This is a genomic window from Arthrobacter sp. MYb23, from assembly GCF_002979775.1.
Taxonomy (GTDB): domain Bacteria; phylum Actinomycetota; class Actinomycetes; order Actinomycetales; family Micrococcaceae; genus Arthrobacter.
Genome location: NZ_PCPR01000001.1, coordinates 381,569 through 403,258, shown reverse-complemented (window position 1 = coordinate 403,258; position 21,690 = coordinate 381,569). Strand labels below are relative to the sequence as shown.

Annotated in this window: 24 protein-coding genes; 14 read left to right on the top strand and 10 right to left on the bottom strand. The window is 60.6% G+C overall.

What is annotated here, in order from left to right; genetic code table 11:
• The first annotated feature begins 40 nt into the window (after positions 1–40).
• The 3 genes from CQ020_RS01915 to CQ020_RS01905 all read left to right on the top strand — a co-directional run bounded on the left by CQ020_RS01915 (position 41) and on the right by CQ020_RS01905 (position 3,495).
• A complete protein-coding gene (locus CQ020_RS01915; RefSeq protein ID WP_258141672.1) occupies positions 41–2,401 on the top strand; it encodes a glycosyltransferase family 2 protein in 2,361 nt (786 codons plus the stop codon).
• 167 nt (positions 2,402–2,568) lie between these two features.
• Positions 2,569–2,946, top strand: a complete 378-nt coding sequence (locus CQ020_RS01910) for a hypothetical protein (protein ID WP_105690295.1) — start codon at positions 2,569–2,571, stop codon at positions 2,944–2,946.
• 171 nt (positions 2,947–3,117) lie between these two features.
• Positions 3,118–3,495 carry a hypothetical protein gene (locus CQ020_RS01905; protein ID WP_105690294.1) on the top strand — a complete coding sequence of 126 codons (378 nt, stop codon included), beginning with the start codon at positions 3,118–3,120 and terminating at the stop codon, positions 3,493–3,495.
• Positions 3,496–3,530: 35 nt separating this feature from the next.
• Here CQ020_RS01905 and CQ020_RS01900 read toward each other — a convergent pair whose 3' ends face one another.
• Positions 3,531–4,217 carry a hypothetical protein gene (locus CQ020_RS01900; RefSeq protein WP_105690293.1) on the bottom strand — a complete coding sequence of 229 codons (687 nt, stop codon included), beginning with the start codon at positions 4,215–4,217 and terminating at the stop codon, positions 3,531–3,533.
• Between the two features lie 191 nt (positions 4,218–4,408).
• On the opposite strand from CQ020_RS01900, the gene CQ020_RS01895 reads away from it, so the two are divergent.
• The 4 genes from CQ020_RS01895 to CQ020_RS01880 all read left to right on the top strand — a co-directional run bounded on the left by CQ020_RS01895 (position 4,409) and on the right by CQ020_RS01880 (position 10,104).
• Positions 4,409–5,752, top strand: coding sequence for a cytosine permease (locus tag CQ020_RS01895; RefSeq protein WP_105690292.1), 1,344 nt, complete (start codon positions 4,409–4,411; stop codon positions 5,750–5,752).
• A gap of 5 nt (positions 5,753–5,757) precedes the next feature.
• Entirely contained in the window at positions 5,758–7,305 is a 1,548-nt protein-coding gene (locus CQ020_RS01890; protein ID WP_105690412.1) for a hydantoinase/oxoprolinase N-terminal domain-containing protein, read from the top strand.
• Position 7,306: 1 nt separating this feature from the next.
• The gene (locus CQ020_RS01885; RefSeq protein ID WP_105690291.1) at positions 7,307–8,449 is read left to right on the top strand and encodes a DUF917 domain-containing protein; all 1,143 of its coding nucleotides are present in this window, start codon (positions 7,307–7,309) and stop codon (positions 8,447–8,449) included.
• Positions 8,450–8,514: 65 nt separating this feature from the next.
• Positions 8,515–10,104, top strand: coding sequence for a CdaR family transcriptional regulator (locus CQ020_RS01880; RefSeq protein WP_105690290.1), 1,590 nt, complete (start codon positions 8,515–8,517; stop codon positions 10,102–10,104).
• Positions 10,105–10,110: 6 nt separating this feature from the next.
• On the opposite strand, the gene CQ020_RS01875 is transcribed toward CQ020_RS01880, so the two are convergent.
• Complete coding sequence (locus tag CQ020_RS01875) at positions 10,111–11,196, bottom strand: hypothetical protein (protein ID WP_258141670.1); 1,086 nt, start codon at positions 11,194–11,196, stop codon at positions 10,111–10,113.
• Positions 11,197–11,431: 235 nt separating this feature from the next.
• Here CQ020_RS01875 and CQ020_RS01870 point away from each other — a divergent pair, with 235 nt between their 5' ends.
• A complete protein-coding gene (locus CQ020_RS01870; protein WP_105690288.1) occupies positions 11,432–12,895 on the top strand; it encodes a YdiU family protein in 1,464 nt (487 codons plus the stop codon).
• A 387-nt stretch (positions 12,896–13,282) separates the two neighbouring features.
• Here the strand turns inward: CQ020_RS01870 and CQ020_RS01860 are convergent, their stop codons facing one another.
• The 4 genes from CQ020_RS01860 to CQ020_RS01845 form a co-directional block, all read right to left on the bottom strand.
• The gene (locus tag CQ020_RS01860) at positions 13,283–13,699 is read right to left on the bottom strand and encodes a MarR family winged helix-turn-helix transcriptional regulator (protein WP_105690287.1); all 417 of its coding nucleotides are present in this window, start codon (positions 13,697–13,699) and stop codon (positions 13,283–13,285) included.
• A 148-nt stretch (positions 13,700–13,847) separates the two neighbouring features.
• Entirely contained in the window at positions 13,848–14,147 is a 300-nt protein-coding gene (locus CQ020_RS01855; RefSeq protein WP_105690286.1) for a DUF4193 domain-containing protein, read from the bottom strand.
• Between the two features lie 85 nt (positions 14,148–14,232).
• A complete protein-coding gene (locus tag CQ020_RS01850) occupies positions 14,233–14,745 on the bottom strand; it encodes a hypothetical protein (protein ID WP_105690285.1) in 513 nt (170 codons plus the stop codon).
• Positions 14,746–14,870: 125 nt separating this feature from the next.
• Positions 14,871–15,452, bottom strand: a complete 582-nt coding sequence (locus CQ020_RS01845; RefSeq protein ID WP_105690284.1) for a DUF1349 domain-containing protein — start codon at positions 15,450–15,452, stop codon at positions 14,871–14,873.
• Between the two features lie 158 nt (positions 15,453–15,610).
• Between CQ020_RS01845 and CQ020_RS01840 the strand changes: the two genes are divergently transcribed.
• Positions 15,611–16,273 (top strand): hypothetical protein, encoded by a 663-nt coding sequence (locus tag CQ020_RS01840; protein WP_105690283.1) that lies wholly within the window; start codon positions 15,611–15,613, stop codon positions 16,271–16,273.
• A gap of 2 nt (positions 16,274–16,275) precedes the next feature.
• On the top strand, positions 16,276–16,503 hold the full coding sequence (locus CQ020_RS01835; protein ID WP_105690282.1) for a helix-turn-helix transcriptional regulator: 228 nt from the start codon (positions 16,276–16,278) through the stop codon (positions 16,501–16,503).
• 149 nt (positions 16,504–16,652) lie between these two features.
• Here the strand turns inward: CQ020_RS01835 and CQ020_RS01830 are convergent, their stop codons facing one another.
• From CQ020_RS01830 to CQ020_RS01820, 3 genes are all read right to left on the bottom strand, one after another.
• Complete coding sequence (locus CQ020_RS01830; protein ID WP_105690281.1) at positions 16,653–17,063, bottom strand: alpha/beta fold hydrolase; 411 nt, start codon at positions 17,061–17,063, stop codon at positions 16,653–16,655.
• A 100-nt stretch (positions 17,064–17,163) separates the two neighbouring features.
• Positions 17,164–17,595 (bottom strand): hypothetical protein, encoded by a 432-nt coding sequence (locus CQ020_RS01825; protein ID WP_146116589.1) that lies wholly within the window; start codon positions 17,593–17,595, stop codon positions 17,164–17,166.
• 224 nt (positions 17,596–17,819) lie between these two features.
• Positions 17,820–18,149 carry a PadR family transcriptional regulator gene (locus tag CQ020_RS01820; protein ID WP_105690279.1) on the bottom strand — a complete coding sequence of 110 codons (330 nt, stop codon included), beginning with the start codon at positions 18,147–18,149 and terminating at the stop codon, positions 17,820–17,822.
• 207 nt (positions 18,150–18,356) lie between these two features.
• On the opposite strand from CQ020_RS01820, the gene CQ020_RS01815 reads away from it, so the two are divergent.
• Positions 18,357–18,716: an iron chaperone gene (locus CQ020_RS01815; RefSeq protein ID WP_105690278.1), complete on the top strand. Its 360-nt coding sequence runs from the start codon at positions 18,357–18,359 to the stop codon at positions 18,714–18,716.
• A gap of 208 nt (positions 18,717–18,924) precedes the next feature.
• Here CQ020_RS01815 and CQ020_RS01810 read toward each other — a convergent pair whose 3' ends face one another.
• Complete coding sequence (locus CQ020_RS01810; RefSeq protein WP_258141669.1) at positions 18,925–19,932, bottom strand: alanine and proline-rich secreted protein Apa; 1,008 nt, start codon at positions 19,930–19,932, stop codon at positions 18,925–18,927.
• A 382-nt stretch (positions 19,933–20,314) separates the two neighbouring features.
• Here CQ020_RS01810 and CQ020_RS01805 point away from each other — a divergent pair, with 382 nt between their 5' ends.
• The 3 genes from CQ020_RS01805 (at position 20,315) to CQ020_RS01795 (ending at position 21,545) form a co-directional block, all read left to right on the top strand.
• Positions 20,315–20,626 carry a hypothetical protein gene (locus tag CQ020_RS01805; protein ID WP_258141668.1) on the top strand — a complete coding sequence of 104 codons (312 nt, stop codon included), beginning with the start codon at positions 20,315–20,317 and terminating at the stop codon, positions 20,624–20,626.
• 33 nt (positions 20,627–20,659) lie between these two features.
• On the top strand, positions 20,660–21,085 hold the full coding sequence (locus CQ020_RS01800) for a hypothetical protein (protein WP_105690276.1): 426 nt from the start codon (positions 20,660–20,662) through the stop codon (positions 21,083–21,085).
• Positions 21,086–21,236: 151 nt separating this feature from the next.
• Positions 21,237–21,545, top strand: a complete 309-nt coding sequence (locus tag CQ020_RS01795) for a hypothetical protein (RefSeq protein ID WP_146116590.1) — start codon at positions 21,237–21,239, stop codon at positions 21,543–21,545.
• The last annotated feature ends 145 nt before the right edge of the window (positions 21,546–21,690 follow it).

The following is a 21,690-nucleotide window of genomic DNA, read 5'->3' as shown; positions in this document are numbered from 1 at the left end:
ATGAGGCCGGAAGGCGCGGTTCACAGTCTGATGGGGAATTATGACGGACCAGTTGGTTGATTTATCCGATGTAGAGCGAGATCCCACTGAACTTCCCGCTGACCGTCTGGAAACTGCGGGACGAAAACGGCAATGGGGATCGGAGCGGCGTTCTGAGCCGCTGGCCATTGTTCACCCGACGCCCTCTTCCCGAAAGATCGTGCTCGGCAGGCTTGCCATACTTGTGACGGTGGGGGCATGGCTTTATTACGTGGTCTCCACCATTATTCGGCAGTTTGTTGACAACCCGAACTCAGGTTTCCGATTCGGATTTGAGTCGATTTCATACCTCATTGTTGTCACGTTCTTGACGTTTTCTGCCTTGATGTACCTTATGGCGCGGCAAGGTGCGCTGTACCGGTTCAAGGAACACCGCAGGGTGCCCCGCGGCGAGCTTGATCATCACTTCGCCAATTACAAAGAGGGCGTGACGGTGTTGGTGCCGTCCTATGCCGAAGAACCCCAGGTAGTGAGGGGAACGCTATGGTCGGCAGCCCTTCAGGAGTTCCCCGACCTGCGGGTGGTGTTGCTGCTGGACGATCCGCCTCACCCTACGGAGCCTGAGAAGATTCAGCGCCTTGAACGGACCCGGGCGCTGGCGGGGCAGATCGCGGATGCATTGTCTGCTCCGGCAGCGCGCGCCAACAAGGCCCTCGAGACGTTCCGGGAGAGACTCGGATCGCCGCTTCAGTCGGAAAGTCAGGCGGCAGGGAAAGCCGATGAGCTCGGACTCTTGATCGCGGAGTATGAAGCGGCGGTGGAGTGGCTGGAGGCTATGGCTGAAGCCGAGACCGTGGAAGACCACGTGGACGAGTTCTTCGTGGACCTGGTCATCATGGGACTGGCGCGTGAACTCCGCCTCGTGTTGTTGGCGCTCGACGCAGCAAAGGCCCAAGACACGGCTCCCGACCCCGAGCGGATGGAGCAGCTTTACCTCAGGCTCACATGGATTTTCAACGTCCGCACTGAGACTTTTGAGCGTAAGCGGTACGCCAGCCTTTCCCACGAGGCGAACAAGGCCATGAACCTCAACGCCTACATTTCCCTCATGGGCAAGCGGTGGCGGCGGGAGGAGACCGCTGGGAGCGTGGTGCTTCGCCCCTCGTTGGTGCCGCGTGAGGACGATTTGTTGGTTCCGGACAGCACGTATTTGCTGACCCTGGACGCCGATTCCCTGCTGCTGCGCGACTACTGCCTGCGTTTGGTGTACTTCCTGGAATCCGCGGGCAATGAGCGCGTGGCTGTTACGCAGACGCCGTATTCGTCGTTCCGCGGCGCCCCCACCCGCATCGAGAGGATCGCCGGGGCCACCACGGATATTCAGCACATTCTCCATCAGGGAATGACGTTCTACGGAGCCACTTTCTGGGTGGGTGCCAATGCGATTATCCGCAAATGCGCCATTGAGGACATCGTTGAAGTTGAAACGGTTGGCGGGTTCGAAATTCGTACCTACATCCAGGACCGGACTGTCATTGAGGACACCGAGTCCAGCATTGACCTGGGCACCCATGGATGGACCTTGGTGAATTATCCGGAGCGTTTGAGTTACAGTGCCACGCCGCCGGATTTCGGGTCCCTGGTGGTGCAGCGCCGGCGCTGGGCTAACGGTGGATTGCTGATCCTGCCCAAGCTCTGGAACCAACTTTCGCAGCGGCGAAGTCAACGTCAACGGATACTGATCCGTGAGGTCCTCCTGCGTGTGAACTATATGGCGTCCATTACGTGGGCCAGCTTTGGGCTTCTTTTCCTCTTGGCTTACCCCTATGACAGCAGGCTCCTCAGCCCTGCAGTCTTCATAGCGGCCCTGCCGTACTTCCTGTGCATGGGGTCCGACCTCCGCGATTGCGGCCACCGCTTCAGCGACATCTTGCGCATTTACGGCTTCAACCTCATCCTGCTGCCGGTCAACCTTGCAGGTGTTTTGAAGTCTCTCCAGCAAGGCCTGACAGGGGACAAGATTCCCTTTGTCCGAACCCCTAAGGTCAAGGACCGGACAGCCGCCCCCGCCATCTACGTTCTGATTCCCTATGCAATCGTCGCGTTCTCTGTCCTGACGGTTTGGCGGGACGCCCAACAGGGCAATTGGGGCAACGTCGCCTTTGCCTCACTGAATGCGGTGTTGGCCATGTGGTGTATCCAGGCGTATATCGGCTTGTGGAACTCCGTGGTGGATGTTGTTTTGGGGGCGGTCAACTGGCTCTATGTCGCACCAAAATCCAAGGTCAAGCCGGAATCGTTGGTTGTTCCCAAGACTCCCGAAGAGGTGGATTGGGAATCCATCCTTTACCACGGCGACCGCAGGCTCAACCGTGACCTTCGCGGCGGGACGGACCGCCGTCGTCGAATTTCACTGCGTTGATCATCAGTGGGACCCGTTCGGCGGTGACCATTGGCTAGATCAGGGTGTTGAAGATCCCCCAGCCCACCCCTGTGTGCATGTTGCCGAAGAGGCGGAGGCAGAAAGCTGAATCCCCTGAAAGCCAGACAGGGCAGACAAGCCCCGCCCTGCATGGCACAGTAGGCGCCATGACTCGAATTCTGATGATCGGCATCCGCGCCAGCGAGCTCGACTACAGCAAGCTGCCTCCCGGACTTGACGAGGCAATCATGACTGAGCGGATCGAGGCCGGCTTCGGAGCCACCATCGATGCGGGCTTCGACGCCGTATCCTGCCTGATCGGCTCCTCACCGGACGGGGCTGCGGCGGAGGTGCGCGAAGCCCTCGCCCGTGATCGTTTCGGCCTGGTGATGATTGGTGGGGGCATCAGGTTGGTCCCCGAGTATACGGAAGTCTTCGAGCGGGTGATCAACACGTGTAGCGCAGAGTCGCCCGGGATCTCGTTCTGCTTCAACACCTCGCCGGAGACAACCTTGGATGCTCTGAGGCGCCACGTTCAGCCCTAGGCATCAGGGTGCTCAACGCGCATGCCGGACCCATTTCCCTCAGTGCCTGCAGAGGGTAAGTGTCAGATGCGGGGCAGCGTGGAGTAGGGCAGCTGGGAAGGTGACCTGCCACTCTCAATCGGAGTGCCAGCCTGTGCCGTTGGTGTCGTAGCCGAAGTGTAAGAATGAACCATGTTTCAGAAGCCTCCGAACCTCGCCCTCGAACACTTCACAAGCACCACGCAGGACCTGGCCCGCACAGTCATGGCCAGCAAGTACCTGACGCTTGAGCTGCACTTTAGCCTTGAGGGCTTTATTGCCCGCGACCCTGAAGGTGTCCGCATCCTGACCGCCGATATCGGCGTGCGGACGGACAAGAAGACAGGAGCACGCGTCGGTGCTTTGGAGCGGCTCCGCGAACAGTCCACCGAGCCGGGATTCCCGCGGGCGATCTCGGTGTATCAAGCGAAGCTTGCAGTTAAACACTATGACCTGGAACGCGACGGCAAGGGCGCAGCCCCCTACTTCTTCGTGGACCGGCCACAGCCTGGCATCGCGGCAGACGACTAGCCGATTTCCACACCATTACTCGGAGGGGCACCTCATCAGGTCCACCGCGCCATAGCTCGCGTAGGAACACCGTCATGCTCAAGCGGCTGGAAGCCAAGAGCCTTAAGGAAGCGCTCCTGCTTGGGGGTGCCAGCCACCGCGGCCACGGGTGTTCCAAGCGGTAGCTTGGCTTCGCGTATGACAGCCTCCACGAAGGGCACCCCGGCGCCCCATTCAATGCGACGATCTTTCACCAACAATGACAGGACGTAAGCCTGTGATTGGGAAGAGTTTGACCAATCCTTGATTGCCGCATGAGCCCTGCGGGTAGACGGGGCGAGCAGCTTAGGCAGCATGAACAGGGTCGGTAGAAGTAGAAGAACCAACAGAGTAATAGAAGCCAGAAGGAGTGCCGCGCCAAGTACTTCGTCAAAGAGGCCAATGATGAAAGAACCCAGGATGACAACAGAAAACCACCACGGTTGAGAAATTTTTTGGCGATGGGGGCCACCAACGGGCATTGCGACCAACAGCAATCGCGCATCGCTGTGCCACACACTGCCAATGCTGGCCCTTTGCCGGAGACCCTCCAGATTGGAAATGTAGACGAACGGTGCGAGTATCCACCCGAGGCGATTCGCAGTGGCTACGGACAGCATCCAGGCCAGACGAGGAAGTTCCCACCGCGCTACTCGCCGGGGCCGCCCAAGCATCGCATATTCCAAGGTATTCACGGCGGGCATGTCATTCTCCAACTCATTGAGCTGCGCCTCTCGCTGCCCAATGAATGATATCCGTTTCGCGCTGGAGATCCTCTAAGTCGCAGACCTATGCAACATGCATGCTTCTGCACCGCCAAGGATGCACATCGCCCAATGACCTTCGAGTGACCCGCAGATACTGTGAAGTGAATCACTCGAAAGGAATGCATGTCATGTCCACCTCCGACACAGGGCACGATGACTACCCCATCACCAGGGTTCCCGCAACGAAGCGGAAGCACTGGTTCGGCATCGCGGTCCAACGCTTCGGTCAGACTTCTGACCTAAGCCAGTTTCTTCTCGGGGCAACCTTTGGCTTCGGAATGACCTTCTGGGACGCCTTCTGGGCCTTCACCGTGGGTGCGTTGATCGTTGAAGCACTCATGATTTTCGTCGGCATCGCCGGCATGCGCCAAGGCCTCACAACATCCATGCTCGCCCGCTGGACCGGCTTTGGCCGAGGCGGAGCATCGGTCCTCGGCCTCGCCATCTGTATCAGCCTCATCGGCTGGTTCGGTATCCAGTCAGGGATTTCCGGGGCGGGACTGAACCAAATCGTCCCTGAAGTTCCGGTCTGGGCTTGGTCGCTGGGCTTCGGCCTGGTGGTCACGCTGATTGTGGTCCGTGGCTTTGAATCCATGCAGTGGTTGGCCAATATCACTGTGCCCCTGTTCATGATCCTCATCGGCTGGGCGGCGTGGGCGGAGCTGAGCAACCACTCCATCAGCCAACTCATCAACGATGCCCCTCCGGGCCCGCAACTCGATTTCGTCACGGCTACCACCATCGTTGCTGGAAGCGCCGTGCTCGGGGCAGTCATCACGCCGGACATGACCCGCTACAACAGGAGCGCCGGCGACGTCGTCAAGCAAACCGTCGTCGGGATGACGCTTGGCAACTACACCATCGGCATGATCGGAGTCCTGCTCGCCCATGCGGTGAAAACGGCGGACGTCACGCAGATCATCTTCTCCTCGGTGGGCTGGGTGGGCATCCTGATCATTGTGCTGGGCACGTCCAAGATCAACGATTGGAACCTCTACAGTGCAGGGCTGGGCGTGGTGTCCTTCTTCAACAGCGCCATGAACAAGCGCTTGAACCGTGGCCACGTCACGCTGCTGCTGGGTGTGGTGGGAAGCGTCCTGGCGGCTGTCGGCATCCTGGACAGCTTCATCGACATCCTCATGGTGCTGGGTGTGGTCTTCCCACCGGTAGCCGGCATCATCATGGCTGAGTACTTTGTCATCCGGAAATGGCGGCCCCTCTTGGAAGCAAGCCGCGACTCAGGACTCCCGCCCGCCGAATCACCCAACTGGATTCCGGCCACATTCATCATCTGGGCGATCTCAGCGGCCCTTGGCTACTTCGTCACTTTCGGCCTCCCTGCCCTGAACTCTCTGGCAGCGGCCTTCATTCTCTACATCGTCGCCGGCAAATTAAACCTGTTGCGGTCCTTCGGCGATAACCAACCCACAAGCGAAAACACCACTAAGGAAGAATCGGTAACTGCACCATGAGTAGCCTGAGAATCGGCATTGACGTCGGCGGCACCAACACAGACGCCGTGCTGCTGGACGGCGCGCAGGTGCTCGCCTCCACCAAGGTCCCCACCACGAAGGACGTCACCAGCGGCATCACCCAAGTGCTCACCGCTCTGAGGGAACTGAACGGCTTCAGCCCGGACCACATCCGTGGCGTGATGATCGGAACCACGCATTTCATCAACGCCCTGATCGAGGCCCGGGACCTCAGCCCAACAGCTGCCATCCGCCTGGGACTACCTGCCACAGCTTCACTGCCGCCTTTCACGGATTGGCCAGACACCCTCACCAACGCCGTCAAGGGCCGCGCCTACATGGCTCACGGCGGACACGAGTTCGATGGCCGGCCCATCAGTCCCTTCGACCCGGACGAAATAAGGCGGCACGCAGCGGACATTGCCGCACACGGCATCCGATCAGTGGCAGTGTCCAGCGTCTTCTCGCCCGTCAACGATGAGTTCGAGCAGCGCACCCTGGCCATCCTCCGGGAAGAACTCGGCCCCGAATTCCCGGTCTCCCTTTCGCACGAAATCGGCAGGGTGGGCCTGCTGGAACGGGAGAACGCGACCATCGTCAACGCTTCCCTCGCGGAGATGGCGAACAGGATTGTTGACGGCCTCGCGAAAGCCGTCCTGGAGCAGGGCATCACGGCGCCTCTCTACGTCAGCCAGAACGACGGCACCCTCATGGACATCGAATACACGCGACGCTACCCGGTGGCCACGTTCGCTTCAGGCCCCACCAACTCTATGCGCGGAGCAGCGGCCCTCTCCGGCTTCACCGATTGCCTGATCGTGGACATCGGCGGTACCACCACCGACGTCGGCGTCTTGGTGAACGGCTTCCCTCGGGAGTCCAGCACGCACGTCCGCCTCGCGGGCCTGCGCACCAACTTCCGGATGCCGGACGTCCTCTCTGCAGGCCTCGGCGGCGGGTCCCGCGTTCGGACAGACCAAGCAACCGTGGGTCCGGACTCGGTGGGCTACCGCCTCACGGACGAGTCGCTCGTCTTTGGCGGATCTGTCCTGACAGCAACGGACATCGCCGTACGCAGCGGAAGGGCCGACGTCGGAGACGCGTCTTTGGTGAGTCACATCAGTGACGCTGTGGTGCGGTCAGCCCTGGAACAGATCGACCGGACCATCGCTGACATTGCTGATCGGATCCGGACCTCATCCGCACCCTTGCCGGTTGTCGCCGTCGGCGGTGGATCCATCTTGCTGGCAGACAAACTGGACGGACTTGGGACCATACACCGGCCTGCGAACTTCGATGTTGCCAATGCCTATGGTGCAGCAATTGCCCAGATCAGCGGGGAAGTGGATCGAGTGTCCTCCATCGGGGACGGCGACCAAAAGCGCATCATGGAGTCCGCGCGGCAGGAGGCCGTGGACCGTGCCGTGGCCGCCGGCGCAAACCCGGACACAGTCACGATCGTTGAACAGGAAGCCATCCCCATCCCTTACCTCCCCGGAAACGCCATGCGCGTTCGGGTGAAGGCAGCCGGCAACCTCACGTTAGGAAAGTGAAATGACCTTGGAAGTGGCACACGGCCGCAAACTGAAAAAGATCACGGTGGAGGATATTGACTCCCTGGCCCGTGGAGCAGCCATCCTCGGCACGGGCGGAGGCGGCGATCCTTACATCGGAGCGCTCCTGGCGAAGCAGGCAATCGAAGAATTCGGCCCAGTGGAGCTTGTGTCCCTGGAGGACTTGGCCGATGACGCCTTCATCGTTCCCATTGCTGCGATCGGCGCCCCCACGGTGGCCGTTGAGAAGCTCGACACCGTGGAGAACCTGTACCTCACCATCGAGAAGCTCGCGGCTTCCATGAACCGGACCGCGACCCATACGGCGTGTTTGGAGATTGGTGGCTCAAATTCGATGCTGCCAATCGTTGCGGCCGCGCAGTTGGGAATTCCCTTGATCGACGGCGACCTGATTGGACGGGCGTTCCCGGAAATACAGATGGGCATGGCGCCGCTGTACGGAATTCACGCCACCCCCATGGCTTTGGCCGATGAGAAGGGCAACACCCTGGTCATCGAGGCCATTGATTCTTTCTGGGCTGAGCGCTTCGCCCGGCAGGCTTCCATCGAGATGGGGTGCAATGCGTTCAACAGCACCTATGCCATGACCGGCGCTCAAGCGCGGGAGTGTTTCGTGGCCGGTTCCATGTCATTCGCCATCACCATTGGCGATGCCGTTGCCATGGCCCAACACAACAACCTCAACCCCTGCGATGTGTTGGCGGAAACGCTCAATGGCCGCATTGTTCATTTGGGCAAGGTGGCTGACTTGCAGCGCCAGACCACCGGCGGCTTTGCGAAGGGCCAGGCCATGATCGAAGGCATGGGTCCGGACGCCGGCTCCGTTCTTTCGCTGCATTTCCAGAACGAGCACCTGCTCGCCACCAAGGACGGAACCGTGGTGACAACTACTCCGGACCTCATCATTGTGGTGGACGCAGAATCTGCCGAACCGGTTACAACGGAGAACCTGCGCTATGGCCAGCGCTTGTGCATCCTGACGGCGCCCAGTGACCCCCGCTGGCACACTACGGAGGGCCTGCAACTGGCCGGGCCGGGGTACTTCGGCTACGGGGTGCCGTCCCACAGATGGGACGGGACGCCGGAAGAGCACACCGAGTCCATCGAGCGTTACCGCGCCTGACCGCCGTCGAACATCAGTGATGCCGCCGCGTTGCCGACGAAAGTTGGTGACGCGGCGGTGGCATCATGGAGGTAACCATCGAGAAGAACGGGAGCGGCAGAATGATTCCCCCGGTCCCGCTTTGGTCCGTCACGGGTCATCTCCCTGCCGGCGTCCTTGAAGGAACAGGGGAGCAGGGCGGCAGGACGGTATCGTCGCTCATTGCCCTGACTGGTTCCCTGGCCGAGGTCAACCGGCAGGTCCGCGAGCGGCGCAACCTCGATGGCGATCCATTGTCTTTTCCGGGCAGCCTCCTGCTGGCGCTGGAGCCGCTGCCGTCCGGGGTGTCCTGGGATGTTGAGGCGCTGTTGGCGCTGGCGTCCTCCGCCGGTGTGGTGACCCTTGCGGTAAAACTACCGGCCGACGACGGCGCGTTGCCGGTCAATGTGAAAAGGCTCGCCGAACGTTTGGGCCTAGTGGTGCTGGCAGTCCGCAACACCTGGCAATTTGGTATCGCCGCGCAGGAACTGCTCTCGGGAGCGGCCCATATTCAAGGTTTGCTGATCTCACGTGTGGCCGCCGAATGCCGGACACCTTACGGCTCGCTGAGTCATCTGCTGCAGCGGCTGGGGGTTGCGATCGGGCATGAAGTGACGCTGGTGGATCCTTCAGGGAAGCTGATTTCCGCCGACTCACCGGGTCCGGAGCCTATGCCGGAGCCCACTGGTTCATTGGATGCCTCGGCGGAGATTCTTGTGTTGGTCCACAGGGAGCAAGAGCACGGGCCGCGGCTCAGGGTGGTCCCCGGCGCATCGCTGGATCAAGAACGGTCGGCCATCCTCGCCGCCCTGGAAGTTGCGGCGATCGCAGTTTCGGAGCTCCTCTCACGGCAGCGGCTGGAGCGGGAACGCGACGCCCGGCACCGTATTGCCGCGCTGGGCCAGTTGATCGATAACGCCGGTGACGTCACGCCGTCGTTCAGGGCAAGGGCGCTGGAACTGGGCTGGACCTTGGACGGATACCACATAGCTTTCCGCGTGATCACCCGGGAATCCGTGGATCTGGTGGCTCGGAAGCCGGACCTGGACCGTGCTTTGATGCGCGAAAAGATTCAGGCTTCAACGGTGGAGCAGTCGGATGGTTGGTCCGGATGGATCAGCTTCCCGTCCAAGCCGGGGCCGGCGGAAGTCAGCCGGATCAGCAGTGCGCTTCGCCGTGCTCAGCGGGACCTTGGAGCCACCATTGCCACCCAGTTCGGAGTGGGCCGTCTGCAGGCCCAACCGGAAGGAATCGTCAGCTCGCTCGAGGAAGCCAACGACGCCGCCCGGATCGCCGGCGCCAGGGAGAACTCCGGCTACTTTGTCCACGTGGACAGGCTGGATATGGCCCAGCTCCTGCTGATCTGGACCCGAACGGACACCTTCAGGCCGGCTGCCCGCGAGCTCCTTGCCCCACTTCTGAAGGCCGGACCGGAGCTGTTGAAGACCCTCACTACTTTCCTGGACTGCGAATCGTCATTGACGGAAACCGCAGCCATTCTCAACGTCCACCGGAACACGGTCAGTGACCGCATCAGGCGCATCCAGTCACTGATCTCTATCAACCTGGAAGACCCGGAAGCGCGGCTTGCTTTGCAGTTGGCCTGCCGGAGCGTGCTGACGGATACGCCGGAGTAAGAGGGCTCAGGAGCTGAGCCGAGGTTGCCCCGCGTTGCCGGCCTTCCAAGCCCAGACGAGCAGGACGGCAGACCCAATCGGGGCAAGGAAAGTGGACATCATCACCAGGGGTAGCCCAAGGACCGAAGCCGCAAGCCCCATCAGGGCGACCACAGCTATGCGCGTAAATCGGCCGCCAGCCACCCACCGACCCAACGGCAGTGCAATGGCGAAACCCATGAGGGTTGCCGCAATCAGGATGCCATTCCATTGCAAGACGTGCCCGGCTCCAAGGAGCTGCGCGAACCCTTGAACGCCCATGGCCGAACATCCAAGAAGGACAGGCCACGGCATAGTGGGGCCGAGCCGCGCCGCTAGCGCCCGCCCGGCAAGAAGCAGCAAGGGGATGCTGGCGAATGCGCCGTAGGCCAAGCCGAGGTTCATGGCGTGGGTTGAGTCGGTCACCATGGGTGCCCAACTGCTTCCCGTGACGGCAAAGACGGCACATGCCAGCCCGACTACGAGCAAAGCCAGGGCCGCTCCGCCCACAATTCGGAGGTTCGGAGCAACCACTTGGCGGGGAACCACTCGCGAAGACCCGACGCTCGGCCGGACAGCGGGCATTCCCTGCCGGAGGGCAACGATCAGCAACACCATGGCTCCCAACGTTCCCGCCATAGGCGGCATCACCATGAGTGCCCCGAGCATAAGGGACATGGGTAAGGCCAGGAGAACGGCTTGCGTGACACGGATGGGAAGCGAACGCCGGCTTGCCAGCAGGGAGTACAACGGGACAGCCAGGCACGCGGTCCCAGCCATCCAGCCCGGAATCATGAACAGCAGCATGGACGATCCGAACCAGCTGAAGCCCTGATTCATATCGGCTTCGTCGAAGCGAACGGACCAACTTGCAGCAGTCGTCGCGGCCAGCGCCCAGGCTGGCACAGCAGTAACTGCTACGAAGAGGGCGTGACCGGCAGGGACGCGCTTGGCCAGGCGCAACAGCACGACGGCGGAAAGGCTCGCCGCGAGCGGGCCGACGAATCCCGTCAGTATGATGCGGGCAGGGCCTGTCCATGGGAGATGGAAGGTGTTACTGAAGAAGAGGGCCATGCCGCCCAAGAATGCGAGCAAAGATGTAGCTGCGAGCCCAACGGCCCAACCCCTTGTTGCTTTGAATCTGCTTGTTGCTGTAAATCGGCGCGCTTGCGCAAATGACCCCACGTATTGCCTAACTCTTTGGCGGAAACCGCCCCCAGTTGATCTCCCGCCAAAAGGCAGTGGTTCACATGCTAGCCGGGGATGGACCATCATTTCGCGCTGGGAACAGCATCTATATCCTTGAGAGATGAGTGAAGTCGCGCATTCCACGGTCGCCTTTGAGGGACGTTTCGCCCGGGTGCTCCCGGAGATGGCCATTCCTTGGCGGGCGGAGGAAGCCCCGGACCCGCAGCTTCTGGTGCTCAACCAGCCACTCGCCGTCGAGCTTGGTTTTGATCCTGATTTTCTTCGGAGCCCGGAGGGCGTGCGGCTGCTGATCGGAAATGCCGTCCCGGAGGAGGCTACACCTGTGGCCCAAGGCTATTCGGGTCACCAGTTCGGCTTTTATTCTCCGCGTTTGGGGGACGGGCGCGCCCTCTTGTTGGGTGAGATTGCAGGCGCTGACGGGAAGCTCCTTGATGTCCATCTGAAGGGCTCGGGGCGGACGCCGTTTGCCCGGAACGGTGATGGCCTGGCCGCAGTGGGGCCCATGCTGCGCGAGTACATCGTCAGTGAGTCGATGTACGCACTGAACGTTCCCACCACCCGATCCCTTGCGGTTGTGGCCACAGGACGCCAGGTTCAGCGGGAAACTCTCCTGCCGGGGGCTGTCCTGACCCGGGTGGCCAGCAGTCACCTAAGGGTGGGTAGTTTCCAATATGCCAGGGCCAGCAATGACTTGGATCTGCTCCGCCGCCTGGCTGACCATGCGATCGAACGCCACCATCCGTCGTCGGCCGGTGAAAGCAACCGTCACCTTGCACTGCTGAAGGGCGTCATTTCCGTCCAGGCGAGACTTCTGGCGCAGTGGATGCTGGTGGGATTCGTGCACGGCGTCATGAACACGGACAACATGACAGTGTCGGGTGAGACCATCGATTACGGTCCCTGCGCGTTTATGGAGGGCTTTGATCCCGGTGCGGTGTACAGCTCCATCGATGAAATGGGACGCTACGCCTACCGTAACCAGCCGTTGATAGCGGAGTGGAACCTTGCCCGTTTCGCCGAATCAATCGCGGTCTTGATCCACGAGGATGAGGAGCAGGCGGTGGCACTTGCCGTTGAGGCCCTCAATGGATTCCGCAAGGAGTACAGCGCCACCTGGTTCAACGGCATGAAGGCCAAGCTGGGTTTGCCTGAGGAAATCGACGACGCCGTCGCCTCACCTTTGGTGGATGACCTCCTTCAGCTGGTGCAGGAGGCCCGAGCGGACTACACCTCGTTCTTCCGGAGCCTTGGCAAAGCTGCGCGAGGGGAAGCTGAACCTGCACGCCGTCAGATCCTGGATTTGGCCGCGTTCGATTCATGGTTGGAACGGTGGCGGGAAGTCGCCCCGGATGCCGATGCCATGGACCGGGTCAACCCGATATACATTCCGCGCAACCACTTGGTGGAGGAAGCTCTTGCTGCAGCGACTGAGGGGGATACTGGCCCAACCGAACGGCTGCTGGCCGCAGTTTCTGACCCGTTCAGCGAACGTCCCGGTTTGGAGATGTACGCCGAGCCCGCACCGGAGAGCTTCGGCCCGTACCGGACCTTCTGCGGGACGTAGGGCTGCAGGGCTAGCGACTCAGCCAGGCCGGGTCGCTAGCCTGCAGTTGATTGGTCTAGCTCCAGGCGGCCCGAACCACCATGTCTGCACCCGCGGCCAAATGATTACCGGTGTGGCCTGCATCCAGGACGCACACGTCTTCTGAACCGGATGTTGTTGTTGAAACAAGACACTCTGCTGCCCTGAAACTCAGAAGGTCCACAGGCAGGCTGTCGCCTATTTGAAGTTCACTCATGATGCCCTTTTGCTTGTCCGGGCATCACCCTAGGTGTGGGTAGCCCGGTTTGGTGGGGAGAAAATTTTCCCCTTGGAACGCCGGACTTCATCAGCGGATAACTCCATACTGCCTTGCTTGACGGACTTCGTCCACGCAGGGTGGGCTAGCCTTTAGTTGAAATTTGTGTGGCTCACGATTGCCAGCAGGTCTTCGCGGAGCCCCTCGGAGTCCAGATTAATGACCGACAGTACGTTGTTCTCCTGGCGGTGCGATTGTTCCAGTAGCGTCAGGCCCGAGTCAGTTATGGATATCAACTGGCTGCGGCGGTCGAAACGATTGGGTTGACGGAGGATGTACCCGCGCGCTTCCAATCTGGTGAGCAGCGGGCCCATGGTTTGGGCTTGAACGCGGACGCTACGGGCAAGATCGCCGGGCGTGATGGGTCCTCCCGTAGCAACGGCGTCAAGGGTCAGCACCGCCGGGTAGGTCAACCCCAAAGGGCGCAATCTGTCATTCCATGCCAATTCCACAAGCCGCGCCGCCGTGGACAGCAGCCGGCTTGTTGGCCATCGGTCCATATCAGGCATTCAGGCTCCCCAGGCTTTCACAGATAGTCAGCTTCCTTATCAGGCTACATCAGGCCTGGGTAGGTAACGGGACTACCGGCCGGCGGACCGGCTCGCAGAAGGGCGCGACGGCGGAACTCGCCAACAGCGTTCCGGCGTGTGGTGCTCCCTAGCTCTCACACTCAGTGCAGTATTTCTGTCCGTTGGTTTCCCGGGCGAGTTGGCTGCGGTGGTGGACCAGGAAGCAGGACATGCAGGTGAACTCGTCGTTCTGGATGGGGATGATCTCAACTTGGAGTTCTTCGCCGGAGAGATCAGCGCCGGGAAGCTCGAAGGCATCCGCAAGCGCTGCTTCGTCAAGGTCGATGATGTCCGTGAGTGCAGTTGCCCTAGCCGGTGATAGCTCGGCCAGAGGCAGTGCCTGTTCTTCCTCCGTCAGGACCCGGGGAGGGTCGTAGTCGGTGGCCATGGTGGTGAAACCCCCTTGTAAAAGTGCGGTGTGTTGCTGTTTGCGCACTTAGTAACTCCGGGACTTCGCTCCGTATTCCCGCAGTCTAGGAGAGCTCGTACGCCGGGCGTCCCGCGCCTTGATCGGCACTGTGAACGTGCAGGGCGTGGCGCATGGCTTGGCGGTTTTCTTCGGCGAGTTCGGGCTGCTCGGCCACACGGTAGAGGTCTGCTGCCCATTGAAACTCATCGGCGGCGGCTCGGAAGCGGGCTTCGTCGAAAAGGCGCCGGCCAATGTGGTGACGAACGTAGGCTTCCTCTTCGGGTGACCGGACTGTTCGCAAGGCTTTTTCGTGGAGCACGGCGGCGTCATGCCAGCGGTACTGGCGCTGATGGATTTGGGCCAGTACCAGCAGCAGCTCCCGACGTTCAGGCGAGTTTGGCAGCAGCTTGAAGCCATGGTCCAGAGCTTCGGCGTCCCGGCCGAGCAATGCCAGGTACCTGATCCGTTCCACGGGGGGACAGTCGCCTTCCAGCGCAGCTTCCAAGGCTTGGCGGTTGATCACCACGTCGCGGAACGTCGTAGGGTCAGTGCGCCAAAGACTTGCAGTATCTTCCACCGTGATGTGCCCCCCATAGGCTTGTTATGGAGCCAACTGAGTCGCAGCACTGCCAATGGCAGGCTGCAGGAAACTCCATAATCTCATGAACGGTGAAGCCCGCAAGCTTGCCAGGCTTGGCGGCCTCAGTGGAGCTGGATATCCGGCGCCGTAGCTAGCCAGGAGTGGAAGGGGACCGTCAGCCCTGAGCGCGTTGGTGCACAGGTGAAAGGGCCGGCGGCGGCCACAACATCAGGTGCCAACGGCACTACCCTTACGAGCTGGAGTTCGTTGATGCCGGACGCGGCCCGGATGGTGAGGGCGTCACCGGCGCGGCTGACCCGCATGCGAACCCGGCCGCCGTTCCATTCAGGGACAGGCGCCAAGGACCAGTCAGAGAAGCGGTCCGTAACCACCGCGCCCAGTTGAGCGGCGCCGTCGGCGAATTCCACGCCAGCCTTGATCCAATGCTCGGCGCTGATGCGGACGAAGATGCCCGCTTGGTCGAACTGTTGGGAGAACGCGGCCGTGAACTCAACCTCCATGGCGCTGTCCTGCGGGAATGGGGCGAGCAGCGCGTGCTCGGTGTCGTGGATGAAACCGTAGGACGTGACGCGCCAAGCGTCGCTGCTTTCGGCCGCAGTTACATGGAGGTCACCTTCCTGCTCGACGACGGCGGCTGGCTGGTTGGTCCATTCGCCGCGGTTCCAGGGGATGTGGGTAGTCACAGGACTCCTTGAGGTTTCAGCGCATGAAGTTCCAGTGCTTCTAGGCAGCTGGCGTTTGGATCAGCGTATTCGATGCGGACTTTCCGATTCCAAGGACATGCGGCAAGCTGACATGTTATCGTTTATCAATATATTGGTAAACGATAAGGAGTGGGCGCGTGAAAACTGCATTTTCTGCCAAAACATCGGTGAACGTTGCGGCGAAGGTGGGGCTCTGGCTCTTACTGATAGCCGCCTGTGGAGTGGCTGTGGCGGCGATCCTTCGGCTTGTCTCCACGGTTGGTTACGCGATCACTGGGGTGACCACTGTGACGTTGCCCGGTTTGGGCTTCAGCAGGACAGATCCGTCCGGTCCCAGCGTCCTTGGCCCGAAGGTTCAGCAGGTTCTCCATGGAGGCAATATCGATCTCGTCCTCCATGACCTTCCTGGAGGCGCGCTGGTCCTGAACACCGCAGCCGCGATCCTCGGGCAGCTAACCACTCTGCTGGTGTGTGCCGCCGTGATCATGCTGTGCTGGCGTTTGCTGCGGGGAGTGCCGTTCGCACCGACACTAACCCGTTCTATCTCCATCATGGGTGGCGTGCTTGTCCTCATCGGGGTGGTCGTTCCGATTCTTCAGGGATTCAGCAAACTCTTGATCGTAGAGAGCTTGGACAATGTGCTCACCGTCGAGAGTCCACTTGGCAAGGGCAATCTCGATTACTACATTGTCTTCAGCGTGGACCTCCTGCCAGTGGTCTTGGGCATAGCGCTCCTGCTCCTGGCCGCTGTGTTCGCGAAGGGTGCTCAACTGCAGCGCGACACCGAGGGGCTGGTGTAGCGATGGCTCCGGCCAAACAATCCGACGAGGACATGATTCACTGCCGGCTCGATGAGCTTCTGGATCAGCGGGGTATGACGCTGACAGACTTGAGCCGGGAGGTAGGGGTTACTCTCGCGAACCTCTCCGTCCTGAAAAATGACAGGGCGAGGGCTATCCGGTTCTCCACCTTGGCAGCCATCTGCCGGGTACTTGAATGCGAGGTCGGCGACCTGCTCGTCATCGGCTAGGGCCTGCTTGAAAGGTGCCAAGGAATTAAGGCTCTTTTAGGTTGCTTCAGTCGGGCAGCAGATCCATGAATTCGTCGAAATGGCTGTACCAGACTGCGTGGGAGGCACCAGGAATGTCGTGCACAATAACGCCTCTTTGACGCATGGCATTAGCGTCCTCGTCCGAAACGAAATTGCTGGGCCGTGCACGAATAACGAGGGTGCCCGCAGGGGCCGGCCATGATCCGCCTGGTGCCGCCGAGAGTGCTGCCGCCGTCCCGGCGTCGAATCAGTGCCGCAGATAGGACGAGCCCGCCGAAGGAGTGCCCCATGGCAAGCGAAGGTTTGAGTGCATCGCGCAGGTTTGCCGTGGCCACCACAGCTTCAGCCGCTCGTTCCACTGTGAGTCGGAGATCCCGTGGCGAGTGGCCGTGCCCAGGGAGGTCCATCGCGAGCACGCGATATCCATGCGCAGCGAGGGCTGGCCCCACTCGCCACCAGCTTTCAGACGAACCCATCATTCCGTGGAGCAGGATTACTGCGCGCTCTCCCAGGCCCCACTCCCGCACATGAAGTCCCATTGGAGCAGTCTTTCATGCCTATTTCAGCCATCTGCCGGGTACTGCACTGCGAGGTTAGTGACCAGTTGGTCGTCGAGCAGGTCTGTGAATGGATGGAAATCTATCCGGAGTAGCCACTTTCATCCGTAAGTTTGGGCCAGCCCTTTTCGTCCACTGGAAAGTCCTCGATGACATGTCCCGTGGCTGTGTCGATGATGACCACGGAATTTGCGGGCCAGTCAGGGTCTGGAGTCACATTGAAGGTGGAATCCGCGGCGGTCATTTGCTCCCCGGCGGACGCCTTCGCCCGATTGAAGTAGTCCACAATCTCTCCGCTGGTGGTATTTACTGCCACCGTCTCGTCTGGACCTATCGGGCTTCCGTCCAGCGGAGTCGAACTCCACCAGCCCTCATATCCTCCAACAATGCGATCTTCGATGGGGGATCTAGCTAAGGAGCCGTCATTCGCGCCTGTACCGTTTCCTTGGACGCCGACGGCTATAAGCGCAGCCAGCGCCACGGCCGTCCCTAACGCTCCGAGTGCGAGTTTCATGTTTTCCCCCTTTGTAAATCGTTGCAGCAACGTGCGGCAACGGAGTAGCACCTCATGGATCCTGGACGTGACTGACGAGCGTATTGCTCCGAAGAGCAGAGCTGATACCGGGATGCCCATTTCAGGGCCATCTCGAAGGTCCGCTCTCCATTGCTCTTCACGCAGCGACCTGAAACGGGCGGCCGTTAGTGCCACGCAAACGGCTAGGACGGACTCCCTGAATTTCATGCCGGGTTCCATGCGCCCTTGCCTGTCTGCGATGGCCGCTGCGCGGGAGCGTTCTTTGACTGCTGCGCCCTGACATACTCATGCGCCAGAGGGCGGGCCTCGGAAACCAGACGGTAGTAGCGGCGACGCGGCCCCTTCCGTTCTTCGGTCGTCTCCCATTCGCCTTTGACCCAGCCGGCCGCTTCGAGACGCTCCAAGATGGGATACACGGTGCCCGGCTTCTTGGCAGTGTCCTTCACTATTTGAAGCCCCCACACCTTAGTGGCCGACAGTAGGGATTCAAGGACCAGTGCGGTGGCTGGTGTGACGCGTCCCAAGGATTCCATGGCGTTAATCTAGCTATATAGATTTAGGAAATCAAGTACGGAGATCTCTCACCCGGCATTGCGGGGCTGGTTGAAGACCGGCCCCGCAATGCAGCGTCCAGTTCACTGATATCTATACGAGCGCTTGGTCCTGTTCAGAGATACGCTGACGGATCGCCTGCCAGCGGCTGTAATAGGATCGGCCTTGCGGCGATAAGGGGAGATCACATGACAGCGGATTCCATCAGCGAGTACATCGAACAGTTCGACGGTGACGTCCGGCAACGATTGGTGACCGTGTACGATCTGATCCGCTCGGCTGTGCCGGATGCAGCTGAAGAGTCGATCAGTTGGCGCATGCCCACCTTCAAACTCGGCACTGAGCCGTTGTTCTTCTTTACTGCAGCAAAGAAGCACATCGGGTTCTATCCGACTCCGGACGCGATGGCGCATTTCTCGGCACAGCTGAGCGAATATGGAACCACGGACCACCTTGTTCAGCTACGCCACAGCGCTCCACTTCCCATCGATCTCCTTCGGGAGATCATCAACTGGCGGCTGGGGCAGCTGCAATTGGACAAGGACTGAACCTGCCGGCATTGGCTTCGTCTCAGCTACCCGGGTTCCGAGCAGTGCCCAAGTGGCTCTGACTCCGCGCACTGCCAACGCGACGGCAAACGATGATGTCATCAGCACAACTGCTGAGACTGCAACGATCATCACGCCAACTATGTGAACCAGCAGGACAGCGGACATTACTACGGTGTGTGCGTCGAAAAGTTCCATGACTGACCAACTATTCCGCGTATTCGAGGCTCGTCAGGAGGGCCTTGAGCTTGCTGTACTGCTCGGTTTCCATCCAGGCCGCGGCGCTTTCGGGTGTCATGGAAACTTCGATGTTGGCAGTGGCTTGGGCTGCGCCGTTGCCCATGATCAAAAAACTGCTGGCGGAGGTGCTGTCAGGGCCCTCAGTCATTAAGTCATCTGTCACCACACCCATGAAGTAGCGGGTGTATTCGGTGTCAAAGGGGTATTCGTCCTTGAAGAAGGCAAAGTGCGAGGCTCCGTGTCGGCTATTGAAGCCGGTCAATGGCTGAGAGTCCAGGATGGTGCGGTTCACGGGCCCGCCCACCACGCCGCCATAAATACCGCTGGTGATCTGCGCAACCTCAGCGCCCGTTTCGTCATGGATGTGCGCTATGGCTGTTTCGTAGTGCTTACCGTTCAAGTCGAAGGGCAGTTGCTCGGTTTGCGCGGTCCAGCCCGCCGGCAGCAGGAAGGAGATGTGCCCGTCCGGGAATGTGTACAAGCCGATCTGCGGGTAGTCGGGCGAGACGTGTGGGGTTGACGGTACCGCTGGTGTTACCGGCGTTATTTCGGGTACAGCGGGAGGAACGGTCGACGGCGGAACGGTTGCCTGCGGTGCCGGAGTAACCGGCGGCGCGGGAACAGCGGGTGGAGCAGGAACAACTGGTTCAGCGGACACGGCGGGAGTGGTCGGTGCTGCCGGGGCCTCAACATTTACTTCCTGCACGGGAGTGATCGCAACAGGAACTTCGGATAGGGGAAGAGCGACCTCAGTCTGGCTGAGTTGCGCAGAGGGGCTGTGTTCGGATGCCGGGGCAGCGAGTGCTTCTTCCAGTGGGGCTGCGGGGAGCTGGACCAAGTTGCTGGTTTCTTCCGCTGCGGTGGTGAATGAATTACTGGCGACCGGGGTGGACGGTGCGCAGGCGGCGAGCGTGAGTGCCAAGGTCAACGTTGCGAGAGTGGCGTACTTGGCATGTCCGGATCGGCGGTACTTCATTTTGGGTTCCTTCCCCCACGGAGTGATCGAGCAGTTCTTGTGCTCATACCTCTTGTTTCCGGCAGGAGGCCCTTGATTACACCAGTTACAAGAATTCTTTTGAAAAAGCTTTACACCTGCGCGGATGGGGTGAAAAGGGGCGGCGCAATGGGCTGAACTGCCCGGAGAAAGTTCTGCGACCGCCCCGGTAAGTGATTTACTAACTTGACTGCACAAACTCAGTGGGGGATCTGTTTGAGGCCTCCGGACCACCCAGCAAACCGGCCAGGAAGAGAGCACCGTGCAACCTCAGAACCCATCTCCTCCTAACTATGTTCCGCCTCAACCCGGACCGGTGGAGGTTCCGCCGCTGCCTGCGTGGGCAAGGACATTTCGGTCAGGTTTGCTGATTGGTGCCGGACTTCTGGTGCTCCTGTTGCTGCTTCTAATAGTTGTGGCCACGTCCGGTTCCAGCGCGGGTGGGGTGGGCATCCTGGAGGCCGTACTCTGGTTGGGCTTCGGATTATTCTGGCTAGCAATCCCGTACGTGCTCGCCAGCATTATCTATGCCGTTTTGTGGGCCACCAAGCTGCGTGGCAACGGCTACCGCCGGTACCCGGGCACCAGCTGGATTCTGGTGGGCGGCCCGATTCTCGCCGGGTTACCTCTGTTAGCCCTGATATGGCTGATCGCGGCGAACCCGGTCGTGCTGTGACACCCTCATAAGGAATCAAGGAAGAAACGGACCATGTATTCAGACGTCGAGCGGCGCAATGACGCCGTGTACGCCGAGCATAAGGCGGCGGTAGCAGCAGGGGAGAAGCGCGTTCTCCGCAACACCAACACCGGCGAATTACACAGCTACCCGGCGGACGAAATCGGCTTCACACCCGGCGGTGGTCAGGCGCAGGTCAGCACGTGGTGGGGGATGGGCATTCTCGCGGTGGTTGCCGCGATACTTACCGTCTTTTCGGTGGTGTTGTTGCTGGCTCCGTTGGGGCAAGGTCAGGGTCCGATGTGGGGAGCGCTTTTCCTGACCGCTCTGGCTGGTGCCTTCACGTTCTATGCGGTCACGCTGTCCCGTCAGGAATACCATGCGACGCAGCTCCGCAAGCTGCGGGGTTCACCGAAACCTGGCTCCACCGGCCGGGTAGACATACCCGCAGATCACTAATTCAAACGTGCCTTTGGGGGACACCGGAATGCGTCGTGGAACGAAAATAGGCTTCGCCCTGCTTGCGTTGCTAACGCTCACAGCCGCGGGCTGTTATGAAAGACCATTCACCCGTGACTATGCCCGGTCCGTTCCAAACTCTGCCATTCAGGTGGGTGAGCTTACGGACAGGACTTGGGAGTATGTGGACGCGGATGGCGTATCCAGGGAACTCAAACCCTGCGAGGACTTGAGCCCGTGGAATGTTGCCTACAGCTGTACCTCGCCGGACGGCAAGGTGGGGCTGACTTTCAACGACTCTAAATACGGCATCGACGACGTCATTCTCCACGTCGGCGGCGAAAAGGTGCCCCTGTACTGCGTCGTTAACCCAACGTGGGGCGACTCATTGAGGTTCTGTATACCGGCGTCGGACCCTGCCGTCCCGCCCCAGCCGGTTCCCCGCCGTGACAAGTCCTAACGTGGCCTGAAAAGCCACGCGTCGACGGCGGCTGGCTGGCGTCAGCGGTCATGCTCAGGTGGACGTCACGAGTCCTCTGCATAAGGCCCGGCAAAGCCGCTGCTTAGGGCCGTTTGGGAAGCATCGCGGCAAACAAGAGGACGGG